The 20,194-nt window shown below is 74.4% G+C and carries 15 protein-coding genes and 1 pseudogene; 10 read left to right on the forward strand and 6 right to left on the reverse strand.

The window, feature by feature from the left end; translation table 11 throughout:
• The 4 genes and pseudogenes from ACIO9K_RS32995 to ACIO9K_RS33010 form a co-directional block, all read left to right on the forward strand.
• Positions 1 to 240 (forward strand): annotated as a pseudogene (locus tag ACIO9K_RS32995) (electron transfer flavoprotein subunit beta); the annotation flags it as partial.
• Between the two features lie 45 nt (positions 241 to 285).
• On the forward strand, positions 286 to 1,248 hold the full coding sequence (locus ACIO9K_RS33000) for an electron transfer flavoprotein subunit alpha/FixB family protein (protein WP_400335308.1): 963 nt from the start codon (positions 286 to 288) through the stop codon (positions 1,246 to 1,248).
• A gap of 180 nt (positions 1,249 to 1,428) precedes the next feature.
• Positions 1,429 to 2,847, forward strand: coding sequence for an acyl-CoA synthetase (locus ACIO9K_RS33005; RefSeq protein ID WP_400335311.1), 1,419 nt, complete (start codon positions 1,429 to 1,431; stop codon positions 2,845 to 2,847).
• 311 nt (positions 2,848 to 3,158) lie between these two features.
• On the forward strand, positions 3,159 to 4,082 hold the full coding sequence (locus tag ACIO9K_RS33010; RefSeq protein ID WP_400335313.1) for a C40 family peptidase: 924 nt from the start codon (positions 3,159 to 3,161) through the stop codon (positions 4,080 to 4,082).
• Between the two features lie 105 nt (positions 4,083 to 4,187).
• On the opposite strand, the gene ACIO9K_RS33015 is transcribed toward ACIO9K_RS33010, so the two are convergent.
• The gene (locus ACIO9K_RS33015; RefSeq protein ID WP_400335316.1) at positions 4,188 to 5,090 is read right to left on the reverse strand and encodes a PfkB family carbohydrate kinase; all 903 of its coding nucleotides are present in this window, start codon (positions 5,088 to 5,090) and stop codon (positions 4,188 to 4,190) included.
• 465 nt (positions 5,091 to 5,555) lie between these two features.
• On the opposite strand from ACIO9K_RS33015, the gene ACIO9K_RS33020 reads away from it, so the two are divergent.
• Both ACIO9K_RS33020 and ACIO9K_RS33025 read left to right on the forward strand, forming a co-directional pair.
• Entirely contained in the window at positions 5,556 to 6,623 is a 1,068-nt protein-coding gene (locus tag ACIO9K_RS33020; RefSeq protein WP_363588746.1) for an NUDIX domain-containing protein, read from the forward strand.
• A 164-nt stretch (positions 6,624 to 6,787) separates the two neighbouring features.
• Positions 6,788 to 7,627 carry a DUF4184 family protein gene (locus tag ACIO9K_RS33025; protein WP_400335319.1) on the forward strand — a complete coding sequence of 280 codons (840 nt, stop codon included), beginning with the start codon at positions 6,788 to 6,790 and terminating at the stop codon, positions 7,625 to 7,627.
• On the opposite strand, the gene ACIO9K_RS33030 is transcribed toward ACIO9K_RS33025, so the two are convergent.
• Entirely contained in the window at positions 7,603 to 8,967 is a 1,365-nt protein-coding gene (locus tag ACIO9K_RS33030; protein WP_400335321.1) for a dipeptidase, read from the reverse strand. The genes ACIO9K_RS33025 and ACIO9K_RS33030 overlap by 25 nt on opposite strands.
• A 403-nt stretch (positions 8,968 to 9,370) precedes the next feature.
• Between ACIO9K_RS33030 and ACIO9K_RS33035 the strand changes: the two genes are divergently transcribed.
• Positions 9,371 to 10,672, forward strand: a complete 1,302-nt coding sequence (locus ACIO9K_RS33035) for a geranylgeranyl reductase family protein (protein ID WP_400335323.1) — start codon at positions 9,371 to 9,373, stop codon at positions 10,670 to 10,672.
• Between the two features lie 154 nt (positions 10,673 to 10,826).
• Here the strand turns inward: ACIO9K_RS33035 and ACIO9K_RS33040 are convergent, their stop codons facing one another.
• Both ACIO9K_RS33040 and ACIO9K_RS33045 read right to left on the reverse strand, forming a co-directional pair.
• Positions 10,827 to 13,130: a glycosyl hydrolase family 18 protein gene (locus tag ACIO9K_RS33040; RefSeq protein ID WP_400335325.1), complete on the reverse strand. Its 2,304-nt coding sequence runs from the start codon at positions 13,128 to 13,130 to the stop codon at positions 10,827 to 10,829.
• Positions 13,131 to 13,340: 210 nt separating this feature from the next.
• A complete protein-coding gene (locus ACIO9K_RS33045; RefSeq protein ID WP_400335327.1) occupies positions 13,341 to 14,327 on the reverse strand; it encodes an ArsR/SmtB family transcription factor in 987 nt (328 codons plus the stop codon).
• A 305-nt stretch (positions 14,328 to 14,632) separates the two neighbouring features.
• Here ACIO9K_RS33045 and ACIO9K_RS33050 point away from each other — a divergent pair, with 305 nt between their 5' ends.
• A complete protein-coding gene (locus tag ACIO9K_RS33050; protein WP_400335329.1) occupies positions 14,633 to 15,934 on the forward strand; it encodes an MFS transporter in 1,302 nt (433 codons plus the stop codon).
• A 169-nt stretch (positions 15,935 to 16,103) separates the two neighbouring features.
• Positions 16,104 to 16,877, forward strand: a complete 774-nt coding sequence (locus ACIO9K_RS33055; RefSeq protein ID WP_063350153.1) for an enoyl-CoA hydratase family protein — start codon at positions 16,104 to 16,106, stop codon at positions 16,875 to 16,877.
• Positions 16,878 to 16,976: 99 nt separating this feature from the next.
• Here the strand turns inward: ACIO9K_RS33055 and ACIO9K_RS33060 are convergent, their stop codons facing one another.
• Positions 16,977 to 17,738, reverse strand: coding sequence for a maleylpyruvate isomerase family mycothiol-dependent enzyme (locus ACIO9K_RS33060; RefSeq protein WP_400335331.1), 762 nt, complete (start codon positions 17,736 to 17,738; stop codon positions 16,977 to 16,979).
• 168 nt (positions 17,739 to 17,906) lie between these two features.
• Here ACIO9K_RS33060 and ACIO9K_RS33065 point away from each other — a divergent pair, with 168 nt between their 5' ends.
• Positions 17,907 to 18,662, forward strand: a complete 756-nt coding sequence (locus tag ACIO9K_RS33065) for a DapH/DapD/GlmU-related protein (RefSeq protein WP_363588732.1) — start codon at positions 17,907 to 17,909, stop codon at positions 18,660 to 18,662.
• Positions 18,663 to 18,713: 51 nt separating this feature from the next.
• Here ACIO9K_RS33065 and ACIO9K_RS33070 read toward each other — a convergent pair whose 3' ends face one another.
• Positions 18,714 to 20,144, reverse strand: a complete 1,431-nt coding sequence (locus ACIO9K_RS33070; protein WP_400335334.1) for a PucR family transcriptional regulator — start codon at positions 20,142 to 20,144, stop codon at positions 18,714 to 18,716.
• Positions 20,145 to 20,194 lie beyond the last annotated feature (50 nt).

The following is a 20,194-nucleotide window of genomic DNA, read 5'->3' on the forward strand; positions in this document are numbered from 1 at the left end:
TCGGGTGAGGCCCGGTACCCGTCGTTCAAGGGGATCATGGCGGCGAAGAAGAAGCCGGTCCAGTCGCTGGACCTGGACGATCTGGGCATCGGGGCCGACGAGGTCGGTCTGGCGGGTGCGTGGACGGCGGTGGAGTCGGTGGCGGCGCGTCCGGCGCGGACCGCGGGCACGGTCGTCAAGGACGAGGGTGAGGGCGGTAGGCAGCTCGCCGGCTTCCTCGCCGACCAGAAGTTCATCTAGTCCCCCCCGTTCGCGCATCCAACGATCGATCAGGAGCAACGAATCATGGCTGAGATCCTGGTTCTGGTGGACCACGCCGACGGTGTGGTCCGCAAGCCGGCCCTCGAACTGCTGACCCTGGCCCGCCGGATCGGCGAGCCGTCCGCGGTCGTGCTGGGCGCCGGTGCCGCCGCCGCCGACCTCGCGGCCAAGGCCGCCGAGTACGGCGCGGCCAAGGTGTACGTCGCCGACGGCGCGGAGTTCACCGACCAGCTGGTCGTCCCGAAGGTGGACGCCCTCACCCAGATCGCCAAGGCCAACGACGCCGCCGCCGTCCTGGTCACCTCCTCCGGTGAGGGCAAGGAGGTCGCCGCCCGCGTCGCGCTGCGGCTGGGTTCCGGCATCATCACCGACGCCATCGACCTGGAGGCCGGTGACGGCGGCCCGGTCGCCACCCAGTCGGTGTTCGCCGCGTCCTTCCAGGTGAAGTCGAAGGTGACGAAGGGCGTGCCGGTCATCACCGTCAAGCCGAACGCGGTGGCCCCCGAGGCCGTTGCGGGCGCGGGCGCGGTGGAGAACGTGGCGGTGGAGTTCACCGGCAACGCGGCCAAGGTCACCTCGCGCACCCCGCGGGTGTCGACCGGTCGTCCGGAGCTGACCGAGGCCGCGATCGTGGTCTCGGGCGGCCGTGGCGTCGGCGAGGCGGCCGGCTTCGGCGTCGTCGAGGAGCTCGCGGACGTGCTGGGCGCGGCCGTCGGCGCCTCGCGTGCCGCCGTCGACGCGGGCTGGTACCCGCACAGCAACCAGGTCGGCCAGACCGGCAAGCAGGTCTCGCCGCAGCTGTACATCGCGGCCGGCATCTCCGGCGCCATCCAGCACCGGGCGGGCATGCAGACCTCGAAGACCATCGTGGCCGTCAACAAGGACCCGGAGGCCCCGATCTTCGAGCTGGTCGACTACGGCGTGGTCGGCGACCTGTTCGCCGTGCTGCCGCAGCTGACCGCCGAGGTGAAGGCCCGCAAGGGCTGATCCGCGCACACGGCAGTGGGAGGGCGTGGCACCGGGTACCCGGTGCCACGCCCTCCGGCGTTTCCGGCACAGGTCGGTACAAGCCAGGTGGGCGGCGGCTGGTGACCGCTGCCCACGGACGGTCCGGGTGCGGCCCGTAGAGTCGGCGCGACAGCGTGAGACGAGGGCGAGGACGGAAGCATGGCACTGCTGACCGCACTTCAGGGCGACTACGGGGACGCGGCGGACGCGCTGCGGATCGACGGGCGGGCGCTGTCCCGCGAGGAGCTGCTGGGCGCGGCGACCGCCGTCGCCGACCGGGTGGCCGGTGCGCCCGCGCTCGCCGTGCTCGCCCGGCCCGCCGTCGAGACGGTCGTCGCCGTGGTCGGCGGCCTGCTGGCGGGCGTGCCCGTGGTGCCGCTGCCGCCCGACTCCGGACCCAAGGAGCGAGAGCACATCCTGCGCGACTCGGGTGCGGTGCTGCTCGCGCACGCCGTGGGCGACGCCGTGCCGGGTGAGGTGGAGGGGTTGCCGGTCGACCCGGCGGACCGCGCCGCCACCACGTTCGCCGAGCCCGCGCCGGACGCCACCGGCTTCGTCCTCTACACCTCCGGCACCACCGGGGCGCCCAAGGGAGCCGTGATCCGGCGCCAGGCGATCGCCGCCGACCTGGACGCGCTCGCCGCGGCCTGGCAGTGGACCGCCGAGGACACCCTCGTCCACGGCCTGCCGCTGTTCCACGTCCACGGACTGATCCTCGGCGTCCTCGGCGCCCTGCGGACCGGCAGCCGGCTCGTGCACACCGGGCGGCCCACCCCGGAGGGGTACGCGGCCGCGAGCGGCAGCCTGTACTTCGGGGTGCCGACCGTCTGGTCCCGGGTGGCGGCCGACCCCGGGGCCGCGGGTCGGCTGGCCTCGGCCCGGCTGCTGGTCTCCGGCAGCGCGCCGCTGCCGGTACCGGTGTTCGAGAAGCTGGCTGCGCTCACCGGGCACGCCCCGATCGAGCGCTACGGGATGACCGAGTCGCTGATCACCGTCAGCACCCGGGCGGACGGCGAGCGCCGGCCCGGCAGCGTCGGCCTGCCGCTGGACGGGGTGCGCACCCGGCTGGTCGGCGAGGACGGCGCGCCGGTGCCCTCCGACGGGGAGAGCGTCGGAGAGTTGCAGGTCGCCGGGCCGACCCTGTTCAGCGGGTACCTCAACCGGCCCGACGCGGATGCCGAGGCCTGGACGGCTGACGGCTGGTTCCGCACCGGGGACGTCGCCGTGATCGGTGAGGACGGCTTCCACCGGATCGTCGGTCGCGCCTCCGTCGACCTGATCAAGAGCGGCGGCTACCGGATCGGCGCCGGCGAGGTGGAGGCCGCGCTGCGCGACCACCCCGCGGTCGCCGACGCGGCGGTGGTCGGTGCGCCGGATGAGGACCTCGGGCAGGCCGTCGTCGCGTACGTCATCCCGGACGGCGCCGTGACGGGGGAACAGCTGACGGCCTTCGTGGCGGAGCGGCTGTCCGCGCACAAGCGGCCGCGCCGGGTCGTGCTGGTGCCCGAACTGCCCAGGAACGCGCTGGGAAAGGTGCTGAAGAAGCAGCTGCTGGCGGAGTCGGACCAGCAGGGGTGAGGGGGCGTCGGGCGAGCGGCCCGATGACTGGCCTTCACCCTGATGCCCCGTCGGTGCTCACCGGCCGTGAACCCTTCCATTGGCTCACTCCACTGCGCGCCGTGAGCGGACGCGTGCCTACCGTGACACGCAGGCAGAACTGAATCCCTGGGCGGCATGCCGCGGCTCCCGGTCGCACGACCGGAGGCCGTGGCATGCCGGGCGGGGTCTGCCGAGCCGTACGTGCCGTCTCACCGGGACGTACGTGTCCGTAGCCGATTCCGCAGCCGCCCCCGTGGCGGCAGTTCGCAGCAGTGAGGGAAGACAGCAGGATGACCACCGTCAACACCGGCGCGCCGGGTGCCGCCGACGAACCGACCGGGCAGCACGCTGCCGCCACCGTCGACCAGCGGGCGGCCGCCGTCCGCCCCGCCCGCCCCGTCCGTCCCTCGCGGGCCGCGCGGGTGCGCCGGGGGATAGGCATGGCGGCCGTGATCGTGGCCGGTGCGGGTGTGATCGGCGTCGGCCCCGGCGTCAGCCCCGCCGCCGCCGAGTCGGCACCGGCGCACGCCGGGTGGGACGGCTCGCGGTACTGGTTCAAGAACAGTCAGGGGCAGTGGCGCTGGACCACGCACTACGACGTGTACGTGGCGCGGACGGGGGGCGGATCCTCCTCCGCGGCGAAGGCCCCGTCGACGGGTACGAAGTCGAGCGGGGGGATCAAGCAGGGCTGGGACGGGTCGCGGTACTGGTTCAAGAACAGCAAGGGGGAGTGGCGCTGGACCACGCACTACGACGTGTACGTGGCGCGGACGGGGGACGGGTCCCCGTCGTCGTCCGGCTCGTCCGGATCGTCCTCGTCGGGCCCGGCCGCCGGCGCGGTGGCGGGGGACCAGGGCGTCGAGTCCGCCGTGCAGTTCGCGCTGAGCCAACTGGGCAAGCCGTTCCGGACCGCGGGCAACGGGCCGGACGGGTACGACTGCTCGGGCCTCGTGCAGCAGGCCTTCCGACGCGGCGGGGTGAACCTGCCGCGGGTGGCCAACGACCAGTACGCGGCGACCACGCCCATCAGCGCCGGCCAGCTGCGCCGGGGCGACCTGCTGTTCTGGTCCCCCAACGGCACCAAACGGGGCATCCAGCACGTGGCGATCTACCTGGGCAACAACCAGTACGTCGAGGCGGCGCGGCCGGGCACGCTGATCCGGATCTCGGGGATCAGCAGCGGCTACTACCCGTCGTACATGGGGCGGCCGTAGGCCGAGTGCTGCTAGGCACGTGAGCCGGGGCGTTCGGGAGTTGTGGCCCGGGCGCCCCCAGTGGGGGTGAGCCCGGCCCGCCCGGGCCCGCCGGGAAACGGCTGGTCAGAGGTCGGTCGGGCGGGGGAGGGCGCCACGGGCGCCCAGGGCGGTGACGGCGAAGGCGCCGGCGGCCACGGCGGTGGCGGCCGCGGCGAGGAGGGAGGCGCCGCGGGCGAGTCCGGCGGCGAGGGCGCCGCAGAAGACGTCGCCGGCACCGGTGGTGTCGACGACCTGGACGGCGGGGGCGGGCAGTCGGGCCGACCGTCCCTCGGCGGCGACCAGCGCGCCCTCGCCGCCGAGGGTGAGTACGACGCCGTCGGCGCGGCGGGCGAGGGCCCGGGCGGCCTCCTCGACGGTGGGGGCACCGGTCAGCTGGCGGGCCTCGACGGCGTTGGCGACGACCAGGGGGCGGCGCCCGGTCGGACCGGTGTCGGGGAGCGAGCCGGCCGGGGCGGCGTTGTGCACCCAGTGGGTGCCGTCGGCCGGCAGGGCGGCGGCGGTCGCTCGGATGCACTCCTCGGGGACCTCGCCGCTGGTGAGGAGCACGTCGACGGGGAGCAGGTGCAGGCGGGCGAGTGCGGCGGTGACCTCGGCGGCGGTCAGGTGGGCGTTGGCGCCGGGGACGACGACGATGCTGTTCTCGCCGGCGGGGTCGACCATGACGATCGCCTGCCCGGTCGGCGCGTCGGGGTGGGTGAGCACGGAGCCCGTCTCGACTTCCGCGCCGCGCAGGTCGGTGAGCGCGGCTTCGCCGTCGGCGTCGTGCCCGACCTTCGCGACCAGGTGGACGGCGGCGCCCATGCGCGCGGCCGCCACCGCCTGGTTCGCGCCCTTGCCGCCGAACCCCTGGGTGGCGGCGGTGGCGAGGACGGTCTCGCCGGGGGCGGGGAGGACGGGGCAGCGGAGGATGCGGTCGGTGTTGATCGAGCCGATGACGATGACGCGGCCGACTGGGAGCAGCTTCATCGTTCCTCTGTACGTGCTGGGGTGCGCGCGGCGCAAGCAGGCGCCGGGGGGCGCGCGAGGGGCGCGGGGAAGAATATGTCGACCGGTCTACTGAATTATGCAGACCGGTCTAGATATTGCCGGGGGAAATCTGTCGGTCGGTCTACATAGTCGGGTGGAGGGGGTGATGAGAGGTGATCTGGGGTGATGATGGCGCACAGGAAGTCGGGCGGGCCGACTTCCTGTGCGCGCAGGGTGTGAGCAGGGTGCAACTTTGATGTAGACCGGTCTACATATTTCTCCCGGAAGGCGGCTGGCCTGGGCACATGCCCCTGTCAAGGGGCGGAGTGGGGCGCAACGGCGGGCGCGGTGGGGAGGTATGGGGAGCGGCGTGGCGCGGGTACCACCACGGGTGGCGCTGGTTCGGCCGACGGGGGCGCTGCCCGGTGCGAACGGCATCGGGGCAAGTCGAGGGCAGGGGACGTTGTGATCGTCTGGGTCAATGGCACATTCGGGGCGGGCAAGACGAGTGCCTGCCGCGAGCTGGTGGAACTGCTGCCCGGGAGCGTGCTCTTCGATCCCGAGCTGGTGGGCTTCGGCCTGCGCCGGATGCTCCCGGCCGACCGGCTGGCGACGGTGTCCGACTTCCAGGACCTGGCGGCCTGGCGCCGGCTCGTCCCCGAGACGGCGGCCGCGCTGCTCAGTGAGGTCGCGGGCCCGCTGGTGGTCCCGATGACCCTGCTCAGGGAGGACTACCGGGACGAGATCTTCGGCGACCTCGCCTCCCACGGCATAGCGGTGCACCACTTCGTCCTGGACCCAGAAGAAACGATCCTGCGTCACCGCATCGCCCACCGCGACGAGTGCCCGGGAGATCCGGAGGCCAGCGAGCGGGTCCGCACGTGGTGCTTCGAGCACGTGGCCCGCTACCGGGCCGCCCGGCGCTGGCTGGTCGAGGACGCCCGGATGCTCGACACCAGCGAGCTCACCCCCCGCGAGACCGCCCACCGGATCGCCGAACTGGTCCGCGTCGGCGCCGCCCGCTGCCCGATCGTCCAGACCCCCGACCCGACCGGGGACACCGTGGCCTCCGCCGTCCTGTTCTTCGACGAACAGGACCGCGTCCTGCTGGTCGACCCCGTCTACAAACCCGACTGGGACTTCCCCGGAGGCGTGGTCGAACGCGGCGAGGCCCCCACCGACGCGGCCCTGCGCGAGACCGCCGAGGAACTGGGCCTGCGGCTCGACCCGACCGGGCTGCGCCTGCTCGCCGTCGACTGGGAGCCGCGCACCGGCCCGCGCCGCGGCGGCCTGCGCCTGATGTACGACGGCGGCCAACTGGACGCCGCCTCCCGCCAGAACCTGCTGCTCCAGGCCGAGGAACTGCGCGACTGGCGCTTCGTCACCCTGGACGAGGCCGCCGACCTGCTGCCCCCGAGCCGCTACCGCCGCCTCGCCGCCGCCCTGGACGCCCGCCGCAGCGGCGAGTTGCGCTACCTGGAGGCGGGCCGCCGGGTCGCGCTCGGCCTGGCCAGCACGGCGGACGCGGCGTAGCCGCCTGGGGTGCCTGACGAGCCCGGGTGCCGGGCCGTCCAGAGGCGGTGGCCGCTGTCCAGAGGCGCTGGCCGTTGGCCCAGGTCGTTGGCTGTTGGCCCAGGTCGTTGGCCGTTGGCCCAGGCCGTTGGCCGATGGCTCGGCAGGGGCGGGAGGATGGGGGCATGCCGTTCACACTGAGCCACCCCGCCGCCGTCCTGCCCCTGCTGCGCGCCGCCGGGGAGCGCGGGCCGCTGGTCGCCTCGGCGCTGGTCGCCGGATCGATGGCGCCCGACGTCCCGTTCTTCGCCGAGTCGCTGCTGCCCGGGGCGTACGGCCACGGCGGTCTGACGCACCGCTGGTGGGCCGTGCCGACGCTGGACGTGGCGATCGCGGGCGCGCTGGTAGCCGGCTGGCACGGTCTGCTGCGCGCGCCGCTGGTGGCGCTGCTGCCCGACCGGTGGGCGGGCGCGGCCGAGGCACTGACGGTCCGGCGGCCCGCCGGAGCCGGGGCGGGTGCGGGGGCGGCGTGGTTCGCGGCGTCGGCGGCGATTGGTGCGGCCACCCACGTCGGCTGGGACGCGTTCACCCACGAAGGCCGGCTGGGTGTCCGGTTGCTGCCGGTGCTGGACCGGGAGGTGGCCGCGGTTCCGCTCTACTCGGCGCTGCAGTACGGCAGTTCCGCGCTGGCCCTGGCCGCGATGGCGGGCTGGGCGGTGCGGGCGGCGCGGGGCGTGGAGCCGGTCCGCCCGGCCGTGGCACTCGCTCCCCGGGCGCGCCGCGCCGCCGTCGCGGCCCTGGGCGCGGCGACGGCGGTCGGGGTGCTGCACCGGCTGGTCCCGCTGCGGCGGAACCTGATTCCGGAGTTCTGCTTCGGCGCCGGGGCCGGGCTCGCGGTGGGGGCGGTCGGTTACGCGGTGGTGGCGGGTGCCGCCCGCAGGTTTCGGGGCGGGCGGCCGGTGCCGGAGACCGCCGACGGCGGCCCCCGGACCAACGTGCGTCAGGCCGAGCGCAGTTCGGCGTAGCGGCGGAGGAACAGGGCCTCGGAGAGGGCCATCCGCTCCAGCTCCTGCGGGTCGACGCTCTCGTTGACCGCGTGGATCTGGGTGGTCGGCTCCTCGACGCCGATCAGCACGATCTCGGCCTTCGGGTAGAGCGAGCGCAGCGTGTTGCAGAGCGGGATCGAGCCGCCCTCGCCGGAGGCGACCATCTCGGTGCCGAAGGCCTCGGCCATGGCCTCGCCCATCGCCTCGTACGCCGGGCCGGTGGTGTCGGCGTTGAACGGGGCGCCGGTGCCCTGGCGTTCGACGGTCAGACGGGCGCCGAGCGGGACCTGCGCCTCCAGGTGGGCGACCAGCGCGTCCTGGGCGGCGGTCGGGTCGCTGCCCGGCGGGACGCGCAGGCTGACCAGGGCCTTGGCGGCGGCCTGGACGGAGGAGGTGGCGCCGATCACCGGTGGGGCGTCGATGCCGAGGACGGTGATCGCGGGGCGGGCCCACAGGCGGTCGGCGATGGTGCCGGTGCCGGTCAGGGCGACGCCGTCGAGCACCTTGGCGTCGGAGCGGAACTGATCCTCCGGGTACTGGACACCGCTCCAGGTCTGGCCGCCGGTCAGTCCGGCCACCGCGACGTCGCCGTGCTCGTCGTGCAGCGAGGCGAGCATCCGGACCAGCGACTGCAGCGCGTCCGGGGCGGCGCCGCCGAAGGCGCCGGAGTGCAGGTTGCCGGCCAGGGTGGTGACCGCGACCTCGACGACCGTCATACCGCGCAGCGAGGCGGTCACGGTGGGCAGGCCGGGGGCGAAGTTGCCGGTGTCGCCGATGATGATGGCGTCGGCGGCGAGCAGTTCGGGGTGGGCCTCGGCGTAGCGCTCCAGGCCGCCGGTGCCCTGCTCCTCCGAGCCCTCGACGATGATCTTCAGACCGACCGGGTAGCCGTCGCCGTACACCTGCCGCAGGGCTCGCAGGGCGGTCAGGTGCATCAGGATGTTGCCCTTGCAGTCGGCGGCGCCGCGCCCGTACCAGCGGCCGTCACGCTCGGTCAGCTCGAAGGCGGGGCTGAGCCAGGCGCTCTCGTCGAGCGGGGGCTGGACGTCGTAGTGCGAGTAGAGCAGCACGGTCGGCGCGCCCTGGGGGCCGGGCAGTTCGGCGTAGACGGACTGGGTGCCGTCCGGGGTGTCCAGCAGCTGGACGTTGGTCAGGCCCTCGGCGGCGAAGGCGTCGGCGACCCAGCGGGCGGCCTTCTCGCACTCCTCGACCGGGAACTGGCGCGGGTCGGCGACCGAGGGGAAGGCGACCAGTTCGGCGAGGTCGGTGCGGGCACGGTCCATCAGGGACCGGACGGCGTCGGCCAGCGGCTGTGACATCGGGGCTCCGAGGGGAAGGCTTCGCCCGAGGGGTGGTGCGGGCGGAGGGGGCGGTTTGGGTACCGCCGATCATAGGCGGACTCGAACAGTCCGATCGGGTGGTTCTGCCCGGCGATCCCGCCCGGCGCACCGTCTGGTGGACCGGCCCGATGGATCGGCCCGGGTTCGATCTGAGTTCGGTCCGGGTTCGATCCGGGTTCGGTCTGGCGTTCGGGGCGGCGCGGCCAGCGGCGGGCTCGGCGGACGCATAGGATTGCTCGACGTGACTGACTCCGGAAGCTCCGATTCCCGCAGCCCACTCGACACCGAGGTCTCGCCGCTCGACGCCGAGGTACCCGGACGGCCGTCAGGCCGGTCGTCAGGTCAGCCGTCAGGAGAGGCGTCCGAGGGGGCGCCCGAGACGGTGTCCGAGACCGGGACGGTGCCCGAGGCCGGGACCGAGACGGTGTTCGAAGCCGCGACCGAGGCTGGGGCCGAGACCGAAGCCGAAGCCGAGACCGCGCCGAGGGTCGGTCGGTCGGCGCCCGAGCCGCTCGACGGCGTCTGGGACGTCGTGGTGGTCGGCGCCGGACCGGCCGGAGCCTCGGCCGCGCACGCCGCCGCCGTCCAGGGCCGGCGGGTGCTGCTCCTCGACAAGGCCGAGCACCCCCGTTACAAGACCTGTGGCGGCGGCATCATCGGCCCGTCCCGGGACAGCCTGCCGCCCGACTTCCGGCTGCCGTTGCAGGACCGCGTGCACGCCGTCACCTTCGCCTACGACGGGCGGTTCACCCGGACGCGTCGGTCCCGGCGGATGCTGTTCGGCCTGGTCAACCGGGACGAGTTCGACCTGCGCCTGGTGCAGGCGGCCAAGCAGGCCGGGGCGGTGCTGGTCACCGGAGTGACCGTCACCGGCGTCGAGCAGCGTGGCGGCGAGCACCGGACGGCGCTGGTGACGGCCGCCGACGGGCGCACCTTCGAGGCGCGCGCGGTGGTCGGCGCGGACGGCAGCGCGAGTCGGATCGCCCGGCACGTCGGCGTCACCTTCGACCAGATCGACCTCGGCCTGGAGGCGGAGATCCCCGTCCCGCCGCAGGTCGCCGCGGACTGGTCGGGCCGGATCCACCTCGACTGGGGCCCGCTGCCGGGCAGTTACGGCTGGGTGTTCCCGAAGACCGAGTCGAGCAGTCTGACCGTCGGCGTCATTTCGGCGCGCGGCGACGGCGAGCGGACCAAGCAGTATCTCGCCGACTACATCCGGCGGTTGGGGCTGTCCGGCTTCACCCCGAGCGTGGAGTCCGGGCACCTGACCCGCTGCCGGGCCGAGGACTCGCCGCTCTCCCGCGGCCGGGTGCTGGTCGCCGGGGACGCGGCCGGACTGCTGGAGCCGTGGACCCGGGAGGGCATCTCCTACGCGCTGCGCTCGGGCCGGCTGGCCGGCGAGTGGGCGGTGAAGGTCGCGGAGGCGGGCAAGGCGGCGGACGTGCGGCGCGAGGCGCTGAACTACGCGTTCGCCATCAAGGCCGGGCTGGGCGTGGAGATGCGCGCCGGCAAGCAGCTGCTGGGCGCCTTCGAGCGGCGCCCGTACCTGTTCCACGCGGCGGTCTGCCTGGTGGCGCCGGCCTGGCGGGCCTTCGCCCGGACCACCCAGGGGCACACCTCCTTCGCGCAGGTGCTCCGGCAGTACCGGGCGGCCAGGAAGCTGGCGGCGATGGCGTCCCGGTGACGGGAGGCGCATTCGGCCCTGGAGGCCCGTCAGGCCCGTCAGGTACGTGAGGCACCTGAGGCGCTTGAGGCACCTGAGGTGCGGGCCGGCGCTCCGTCGTTCTCGGAGCGCCGGCCCTTGCTGCCCTACCGGCCCAACGGGCCATGCCCTCCGGCTATTTGAGCCCGGAGTCGAGTGCGTTGATGAGCGTGCCGGAGGGGGTGTCGCCGGACATCTCCCAGATCATGCCGCCGAGCAGGTTCTTCGACTTGAGGTAGGCCGTCTTCTGGGCGATCGACCAGGCGTCGTCGAAGGTCCACCACTGGCCGCCGGCTCCGGTGTAGCCGTACGTCGCAACGGACTTGGGGTCGTGGTACACGGTCAGGTTGGGGACGCCGGTGATGAGGTTGTTGTAGCCGCGGGTGCCGGCCTCCTCGCTGAACTGGCCCGGGGCCGCGCCGTTCGCGGACTGCCACACGCCGGAGGCGCCGCCGTCCGCCACGCCCTGCCAGCCGCGCCCGTAGAACGGGAAGCCGATGGTGAGCTTGCGCGGGTTGACCCCGGCGCCGAGGTAGGTCTGGACCGCCGCGTCCACGCTGAAGTGGAAGTTGTACGGGTCGTTCGGGTCGGCGTAGAGGTTGGCCTGGGGGCCGGTGCGGTTGGGCTCCCAGGAGTTGTCGCTGCCGGAGCCGTGGAAGTCGTAGCCCTGGACGTTGGCGATGTCCAGCGAGCTGAAGATCTTCGTGAGGTCCCAGCCCGCGGCGACCTTCGCCGGGTCGGCCGGGGTGAAGGCGGTGAGCAGCTTGTGGGAGCCGCCCAACGCGTCGAGCTGCTTGCGGAATTCGGCCAGCAGCAGGGTCAGGTTGCCCTTGTCGTTGGCGCTCCAGTGGTTGCCCGCGTGGCCGTCGGCGGAGCCGGGCCACTCCCAGTCGAGGTCGATGCCGTCGAAGATCCCGGCCGCCACACCGTCGCCGCCGGCGCCGTTGTAGACCGGCAGGTTGCCCTTGATCCACACGTCGAGGCAGGACTTGACGAACTTCTGGCGGGACGCGTCGGTGGCGGCGACGTCCGAGAAGTACTTGGAGTACGTCCAGCCGCCGAGTGAGACGACCACCTTCAGGTTCGGGTACTTGGCCTTCAACTTCTTCAACTGGTTGAGGTTGCCGCGGAGTTTGCCCCAGCCGTCGTCGGCCACGCCGTCCACCGACTGGTCGGCGCTCATCGGGCGGGCGTAGTCGGCGTCGGCGTCACCGGCGCCGGTGCCCTGGTCCGGGTCCTGCGGGTTGGCGGTGGTGCCCTTGGTGACGCCCGCCAGGCAGGTCAGGTTGACCGGATCGATGTTCTCGAAGGCGTAGTTGACGACGTCGAGCTTGGCCGCGCTGCCGGAGGTGTCGAGGTTCTTGACGAAGTACTGGCGGCCGTAGATGCCCCACTGGACGAAGTAGCCGACCCGGGCGTACTTTCCGGCGCCGACCAGGTCCGAGGTGGTGGCGGTGAGCGGGGCGGAGGCGGGAGAGGCGTTGTCGGCGGGGTCGCGGGCCTTCACGGTGAACGTGTAGGTGGTGGACGGGGACAGGCCGCCGACCGTCGCGGTGAGGGTGCTGCCGCTGACCGTCGCCACCAGCGTGCCGCCCTGGTAGACGTCGTACGCGGCGACCCGGACGTTGTCGGTCGCGGCGTTCCACGCGAGCGTGACGTCCGACGAACTGATCGCCGTGGTCCGGAGGTCGGTCGGCGCGGTGGGCGGGACCGGGTCGGTCGACGGGTCGAAGGTGGCGGCGGTGACGGGCGCGCTGAGCGGTCCGGTGTTGCCGCGGCTGTCCTTGGCCCGGACGGACAGCGTGTAGGTGGTGGCCGGGGTGAGCCCGGTGAGCAGGACGCTGGTGGTGGTGCTGGAGCCGACCACGACGGCGCCGTTGAGCACGTCGTAGGAGGCGACCGGGAAGTCCCCGCCGGTGGCGACCTGCCAGGTCAGGGCGAGCGTGTGCGCGGTGGACTCGGTGACCGCCGGGGTGCCCGGCGCGGACGGCGGGACGTCGGCGGCGCCGTCGCACTTGTCGCCGTTGATGCGGCAGTTGGTGGGGGTGGCGACCGGGCCGTTGCCGACGAACCAGAAGCTGTACGGCTCGGTGGTGCTGTGGGCGTTGACGGTGGCGTTGTAGAACGCGTTGGTCGCGGTGACGTGTCGGCCGTTGACGGTGGCGGTGCCGTTGTAGCTGTTGCCGATGGTGACGCCGGCCGGCAGGTCGAACTCCAGGGTCCAGCCGGTCACGGCGGTGGCGTTGTCGTTGTGGACGATGTAGGTGCCCTGCCACCAGGAGCCGTTGTCGGCGGTGGTGAAGGAGGCGGTGAGTTTTCCGGCGGCGTTCGCCGGGGCGGCCAGCGCGGTGAGCGCGGCGAGGGGCAGGAGCAGGACGGAGAGCAGTGCCAGCAGTCTGCTGCGCACGCGCGGGCGCCTGGCCCGGGATCGAGCGGACATGGTTCTCCCTGTGGCTGTGGGGGTTGGACAGGGTGACGTAGAACCGCGGTGCTTGGTGCGTGTGCGATGGGTGCCCGCGCCGTGGGGAGGCGGGGCATGGGCACTGTAGGAGGACTGGACCAATGCGTCAACAGGTCTGTACCACTTGGGAGTTGAGTGATCAGTCGCGGTGGTGCGGGCCGGTCGGGGGGATGGCGGGGGCGAACTCCGTCACCTGTTCGCCCCCGTCAGCTCGTCCCCGAGCGGGCTGCGCAGGTACAGCACCGAGCGGCCGTGCCGGGCCCGGGTGACCAGGCCGGTGGCGGCGAGGACGGACAGGTGCTGGCTGACCGCGCCGGGGGTGACGCCCAGCCGGTAGGCGAGGTCGGTGGTGGAGGCGGGTTCGGTGAGCAGGGCCAGCGGCCGGGCCTTCGGCGCGCCGACCAGCGCCTCCAGAGCGCGCGGCGGCACCGGCGTCCCCGGGCCGGCCATGCCCGCCTGGCCGCGCGCCGGGTAACTGATCTGCGGCGCACGCTCGTTGCTGATCATCGTGATCGCGCCGCGGGCGAAGAAGGTCGGGATGAGGACGAGGCCGCGGCCGTCCACGGCGGTCTCCGCGTCCCAGTCCGTCCACCGGCGGTTGATCGACAGGACGCCGTCCTCCCAGTGCAGCCGGTGGTCCAGGTCGGCGAAGAGCGCCGCCGCGCCGTGCCGGGAGAGCAACCGGGCCCGGTAGACCAGGTCGGCGTCCAGGACCGCACGGGCCTGCGGCCACCAGGACGGCGCGAGGCAGACCTCCCAGTACTCCTCCAGCGCGTCGGCGATCCGCTGCAACAGCCGTGCCGGGTCGGCCAGTCCGGCGGCGAGCGCGGCGGGCAGGGGCCGCCCGTGCGGCAGGAAGACCTGCTCCAGTTCGGGGCGCAGTCGCTCCGGCGGCAGCGCGCGGACGGTGGCCAGCTCGGTGCGGAAGTCGGCGGCGGGCGAGGCCGGGCGGGGCGTCAGGAAGTCGGGGATCCAGCGGTTCCCGGCGATGAGTGACAGCAGCAGCGTGGAGTCCAGCCGTTCGAAGGCGGGCCGGAGCCGTTCGAAGGCCGGGGTCTGGAGCTGGTAGACGCCGGGGTGGGTCCACATGCGCAGGCTGAGCGAGGCCTCCTGGATCGGGGAGACGGCGAACCAGGTGGTGGCGAGGTCGGCCAGGCCGAGCGTGAAGCGGTGCACGGGGGCGGTCTCCTGCGACGCGGCGCATGGGCGCCGGGGCTGGGGCGCGTGGGGCGCGTGGTTTTAGCCAGAGCCTAAAGGAGTACCGGACCCGGGCCGCCAGGCGGTGTGATCAGCACATGACCACCACCTTGCCGGCGGAGACGTCCGGACCCGGCCCCGCCATGCCCGGAGGCGCCGCCATCACGGCAACCACCGCAAGCACCGCAACGATCGCAAGCATCGCAACCACCGCAAGCATCGCAACCACCGCAAGTACCGCAACGACCGGAAGCACCGCAACGACCGCGGACCCCGGAGACGTCGTGGACCCCGGAGACCCCGCAGGCCCGCAGGCCGGCGGCGGGCTCGTCAGCGCCGTGCGACGGCGGCTGCACCCCGACCCGATGGTCCGGCGGCTGGCCGGGCTCACCCTGGTCAACACGATGGGCAGCGGCCTGTCCCTGTCCGTCGCGGTGCTGTTCTTCACCCGGGTGCTCGGTCTGAGCGCCGGCCAGCTGGGGCTCGGGCTGACCGCCGCCGGCCTGTGCGGGGTCGTCGCGAGCGTGCCGGCCGGGCGGGCCGCCGACCGTTGGGGCGCCCGGCCGGTGCTGGTCGTGCTGGTCGCGGCGCAGGCGGTCGGCACCGCCGGGTACACGCTCGTGCACAGCTATCCGGCCTTCGTGGTGCTGGCCTGCGGGGTCTCGGCCGCCGACCGCGGGTCCGCAGCCGTACGGAACGCGCTCTACGCCGAGGTGCTGCCGCCCGACCGCCGGGTGGCGGGCCGGGCCTACCTGCGGGTGGTGACCAACGTGGGCCTCTGCCTGGGGACGGCCGTCGGCGCGATCGCGCTCCAGGTGGACACCAGGCCGGCCTATCTGACGGCGATTCTGGCCGACGCCGCCTCCTTCGTGGTCGTCGCCGTGCTGTTCCACCGTCTCCCCGTCCTCGCGCATGCGGCCCCGGTCGCGCCGCCCGTGGGACCGGAGGCCGACGGTGCCGGGCGGGGCAAGCGGCGCAATCCGGCGCTGCGGGACGGCCCGTTCCTGGTCGTGACGGTGCTGAACGCGGTCCTCGCCCTGCAGTTCGCCGTCCTGGAGGTCGGCGTGCCGCTGTGGATCATCCATGACACCGAGGCGCCCCGGATCACCGTCGCGGGCACCCTGATCGTCAACACCCTGCTGGTGATCGCCCTCCAGGTGCGGGCCACCCGGGGGACGGAGGACCGGTCGACGGCCGCCCGGCTCTGCGGCCGCGGGGGGCTGCTGCTCGCCGCCTCGTGCCTGGTCATCGGCCTCGCGCACGGCCTGCCCGCGATCGTCGCCGCCGTGGTGGTGCTCGGCGGCATCGCGCTGCAGTCGCTGGGCGAGGTGTTCGGCCAGGCCGGCGGCTGGGCGCTCAGCTACGACCTCGCGGGAGAGCGTGACCACGGCGCCTATCAGGGCGTGTACAACGCGGGTTCGGCGGCGGCGATGATGGCCGGTCCGGCGTTGGTCAGCACCGCCGTGATCGGGTTCGGTCTGGCCGGTTGGGTCGTCCTGGGCGCGGTGCTGGCGGCGGCGGGCCTGGCGATGGGCCCCGCCGTCCGGTGGGCCGGGCGACGGGGAGGGTACGCCGGGGGCCGGTGACGCGGCCGCTCCGGGACGGGCGCGAGGGCCTCGATCCCGATCGGCACCTCGGGCAGGATTGGCTCTGGCCGAGGGGCGGGTGGGCGTGCCAGAGTCGTCCGGGCGCGGCCCGGGCACCCGGGCGGCACCGCAGTCCGACCCACCCTCAGCCGGAAGGCAGGCCCCGCCGATGACCAGCGCAGAGCCCCTCGTCCGCGTCACCACCGCCGACGCCGTCACCACGATCACCCTCGACTCGCCGCACAACCGCAACGCACTCTCCACCCGGCTGATGGCCGAACTGCACGCCGGTCTGGCGGTCGCCGCGGCCGACCCGGAGGTCCGGGCCGTAGTGCTCGGGCACACCGGCAAGGTGTTCTGCGCGGGTGCGGACCTGTCCGAGGCGACCGGCGCGGACCCGACGGTCGGCCCGCGCGGCCTGGTCGAGCTGCAGCGGGCGATCGTCGACTGCACCAAGCCGGTGATCGCCGTGATCGACGGGCACGCCCGGGCCGGCGGCCTCGGCCTGATCGGCGCGGCGGACCTCGCCCTCGCCGGGCCGGCCGCGACCTTCGCGTTCACCGAGGTCCGGCTCGGCCTCGCGCCCGCCGTGATCTCGCTGCCGCTGCGCCCCAAGCTGGACCCGCGCGCCGCCTCCCGCTACTACCTCACCGGCGAGGTCTTCGACGCCGCCGAGGCCGCCCGGATCGGCCTGATCACCCGCGCCACCGAGTCCGCCGAGGACACCGGGGTCGCGTTGAAGGGCCTGCTGGACGCGCTGCGCCAGGGCTCCCCGCAGGGGCTGGCGGAGTCCAAGCGGCTGGCCAACGCCGAGGTGGTGCGGTCCTTCGAGCGGGACGCGGAGGGGCTGGTGGAGCTGTCGGCGCGGCTGTTCGGGTCGGCGGAGGCGCAGGAGGGGATGCGGGCGTTCCTGGAGAAGCGGCCCGCGCGCTGGGTGCGCTGACCCCGGGCCGCTCCACCCCTGGCCACTGCGCACCCCGGGCCACTCCACCCCTGGCCGCTCCCAGCGCGCGGCGCGCCGCGAGCTACGTGCGGCGCGGCCTCAGCCGATGACCGCGCTGGTCCGCCAGAGTTCGAGCAGCGCCTCGTCGCCGTCGAGTTCGACCTGCGCGGGCCCGACCGGGAGCCGGTTCCACAGCAGCAGGTACAGGTCGTGGGCGGGGCCGGTGAGGGTGAGGTCGGCCGGTTCGGCGGCGCCGCCCGTGCCGACGGCCGGCGGCTCCTGGGTGATGGTCAGCTGCCAGGAGCCGGGGCCGTCGGTGGTCCGGACCCCGATGGTGCGGGTCCGTTCGCTGCGCAGCCGGGAGCGGCTGCTGGCCACGAAGCCGCTCAGCAGTTCGTCGATGCCGTCGAGGGCGAGGGCGGTGTCCACCCGGGGGCCCTCGGTGCCGGCCGCCGCGTCGGCGTCGGCGCGGTGGACGGCGGTCTCGTGCGCCTGGCGGCGGGCCCAGAACCCGAGCGGGCTGGGCGACGGCAGGAAGGTCCAGCACTCGACGTCGGCCGGGGCCCGGGTGAGCGTGTCCACCAGGGCGGCGTGGCCTTCGCGGAACCAGTCCAGCAGTGCCGCGTCGGACGGCGCCGGCCCGGTCACGGCCCGGCTGCCGTCCTCGTCGAGGGGCGCGCGCAGGCCTTGGGAGGGGTAGGCGGCGGCCCAGCGGTGGACGTTCCCGACGTGCCTCAGCAGGTCGTTCAGGCTCCAGTCCGGGCAGGTCGGTACGGGGGCGGCGAGGTCGGTCCGGGCGGCCGCCTCGGCGAGCAGGCTGCCCTCGCGGCGCAGGGCGTCAATGTGTTCGGTGATCTCCATGGGAGGGAGTGTGGCACCGGAGCCCGCCGTCGGTCGCGGTTTTCGGACCCGCCCGGGCGGAGGGCCAGGCCTGGCCGTGGGAGGCCGCAGGCCAGGGCGGGTGCGGGACCGGTGTGATGTTGACCGCCCGGCCGCCGGTCGGACCCTACGGGCCGGTAACGTGAGCTCATGCCGATAACCCGTTCGCTGCTCTCCGCGGTCCGAGCCGGTGGCCGCCGTGCCGCCGGCCGCCTCGTCCACCGGGGCTGGCGCTGGGTACAGCGGACCGGCGCGGTCACCCGGCAGAGCCCGGGCCCGTACCGGTTCGGCGAGTTGGGCGACGGTACGACACTGGCGTTCCCGCTCGGCGCGGTCTTCAACGAGCAGTGGATCACCATCGGGCCGTTCTCGATCATCGGCGAGCGGGTCACCATCAGCGCCGGTTTCCTGCCCGGCCTCGACCTCGGGCCCGAGCCGATCGTGCGGATCGGCGGCGGCTGCGTGATCGGCCGGGACAGCCACATCGTGGGCCACCAGTCGATCGTCCTCGGCGACGACGTGTGGACCGGGCCCGGCGTCTACATCTCCGACCAGGCACACGAGTACCGGTCCACCGACCTGCCGATCGGCAAGCAGTGGCCGCGCAACGAACCGGTGGAGATCGGCGCCGGGAGCTGGATCGGCACCGGCGCGGTGATCCTGCCGGGGGCCCGGATCGGCCGCAACGTGGTGGTCGCGGCGGGCGCGGTGGTGCGCGGCGAGGTGCCCGACCACAGCGTGGTGGCCGGAGCGCCGGCCAAGGTGGTCCGCCGGTGGACGGCCGAGGAGGGCTGGCAGCCGCCGCTGCGCCACGACGCGCCCCAGCCGGTGCCGGACGGCGTGACGGCGGAGCAACTGCGGGCCCTGGTGGGGTGGGACCTGCGGTTGCCGGGGGAGCGGGACTGATGCACCCGCGCCGCCGTCCCGGTGGCGCGGGTGTCGTCGGCCGGACACGCCCTAGCGGACTGCGGGGGCCTGTTCGGCGGCGCGGGCGGCGATGGCGGCGGTGATCCGCAGGACGTCGGCGGGGCGGGCGGGGTCGAGGCCGGTGAGGGCGGCGATCCGGCGCAGCCGGTAGTCGACGGTGTTCGGGTGCAGGTGCAGGGCGCCCGCGGTGTGTCGCCGGTTGAGCCCGCCGGCCAGGTGGGTGCGCAGGGTGGTGAGCAACTCGCCGCCGTCGGCCAGCGGTTCGAGCAGTGCGGCGAGCCGGGAGCGGGCCTGGCTGGGGCGGGTGAGCTGGTATTCGAGCAGGACGTCGTCGAGCCGGTACAGGCCGGGTGGACGGTCGAACGCGCGGGCCACGTCCAGGACTTCGTACGCGAGCGCGGCCGCGCTCGGCACTTCGCCAGGTGCGGCGGCCGCCGCTGCGGCCAGGACGGGGACGCCCCCGGCCCGGGCGGCCGCGGCGACGGTGGCGGCCAGGTGCTGCCACGGGAGCTCGGCGGGCGTGCCGGGTCGCCCGGGCGCTCGCTCCGGCCGGGCCTGCGGGGGCGAGCCGAGCGGGACGAGCGCGAGGCCGCCCGAGGGGGTGAGCGCGGTGATCGCCGACTGCCGCGTCCGGTGGTCGAGTTCGGCGACGAGCCGGCGGAGCTTGCGGCGGCCGGCGATGCCCGGGTCGACGCCGGGGGCGTGCTCGTCGGGGTGGTCGGCGACGGACAGGCACAGGACGGCGTACCGGGGCGGTAGCCGGAGTCCGGCCCGGGCGGCGGCCTCGTCCGCCGGGGCGCCGGCGAGCAGCGCGGTGAGCAGCGACTGCCGGGCGGCTGCGTGCCGGTCGCCGGCCGGGCGGCGTTCGTCGAGGTAGCCGGCGCCGGCGGCGGTGGTGGCCTGGCGGAGCTGGTCGAGCAGCAGCCGGTTGAGGACGAGCAGGTCGGCGGCGTCGCCGTCGCGGGCGTGCCGGGTGACGAACTCCCAGCAGACCTCCAGCCCGAGGTGGTGGGCGAGCAGGACGGCGTCCAGCGGCAGGCCCTCCTCGGCGCGGCGGGCGGCGGCCTCCCGGACGGCGGCGAACTCCTCGTCGGGGGAGGGGAGTCCGGTGCGGACGGCGTGGGCCAGGGCGCGGATCCGGCGCTCGGTGTCGCGGGTGAGTTCGCCGGTGAGCTGTTCGCGGGGCAGGCGGTGGTACACGGGCACGCGGTCCAGCAGCGCGGCGACCACGCTCTCGGCCAACTCGCGTACACCGCCCAGGAGTCGCTGGTCGGCGGGCCGGCCGCCGATCACCGGGACGCGCCAGCCGGGCGTCCGGTCGGCGGTGTGGTCGGGCGCGTGGACGGGTGTGCGGTCGGGCATGCGGCCGGGGGTGGCGGTGGGCGCGGAGTGCGGCTCGGAGCGGGGTGTGGCGTCGGGTGAGCGGCCGGGCGAGGCGGCGGGTGCGTTGTGACCGGTCACAGAGAACACCGTCCAGGTCTGGGGAACGCCCAAGGGCCGGGCCGGAGGGG

The sequence above is a fragment of the Kitasatospora sp. NPDC087271 genome, assembly GCF_044744605.1.
Lineage (GTDB): Bacteria > Actinomycetota > Actinomycetes > Streptomycetales > Streptomycetaceae > Kitasatospora.

Coding starts and splice junctions, on each gene's coding strand:
- ACIO9K_RS33000 (WP_400335308.1), top strand. CDS start 286: ATGGCTGAGATCCTGGTTCTGGTGGACCACGCCGACGGTGTGGTCCGC.
- ACIO9K_RS33005 (WP_400335311.1), top strand. CDS start 1,429: ATGGCACTGCTGACCGCACTTCAGGGCGACTACGGGGACGCGGCGGAC.
- ACIO9K_RS33010 (WP_400335313.1), top strand. CDS start 3,159: ATGACCACCGTCAACACCGGCGCGCCGGGTGCCGCCGACGAACCGACC.
- ACIO9K_RS33015 (WP_400335316.1), bottom strand. CDS start 5,090: ATGAAGCTGCTCCCAGTCGGCCGCGTCATCGTCATCGGCTCGATCAAC.
- ACIO9K_RS33025 (WP_400335319.1), top strand. CDS start 6,788: ATGCCGTTCACACTGAGCCACCCCGCCGCCGTCCTGCCCCTGCTGCGC.
- ACIO9K_RS33030 (WP_400335321.1), bottom strand. CDS start 8,967: ATGTCACAGCCGCTGGCCGACGCCGTCCGGTCCCTGATGGACCGTGCC.
- ACIO9K_RS33040 (WP_400335325.1), bottom strand. CDS start 13,130: ATGTCCGCTCGATCCCGGGCCAGGCGCCCGCGCGTGCGCAGCAGACTG.
- ACIO9K_RS33055 (WP_063350153.1), top strand. CDS start 16,104: ATGACCAGCGCAGAGCCCCTCGTCCGCGTCACCACCGCCGACGCCGTC.
- ACIO9K_RS33060 (WP_400335331.1), bottom strand. CDS start 17,738: ATGGAGATCACCGAACACATTGACGCCCTGCGCCGCGAGGGCAGCCTG.
- ACIO9K_RS33065 (WP_363588732.1), top strand. CDS start 17,907: ATGCCGATAACCCGTTCGCTGCTCTCCGCGGTCCGAGCCGGTGGCCGC.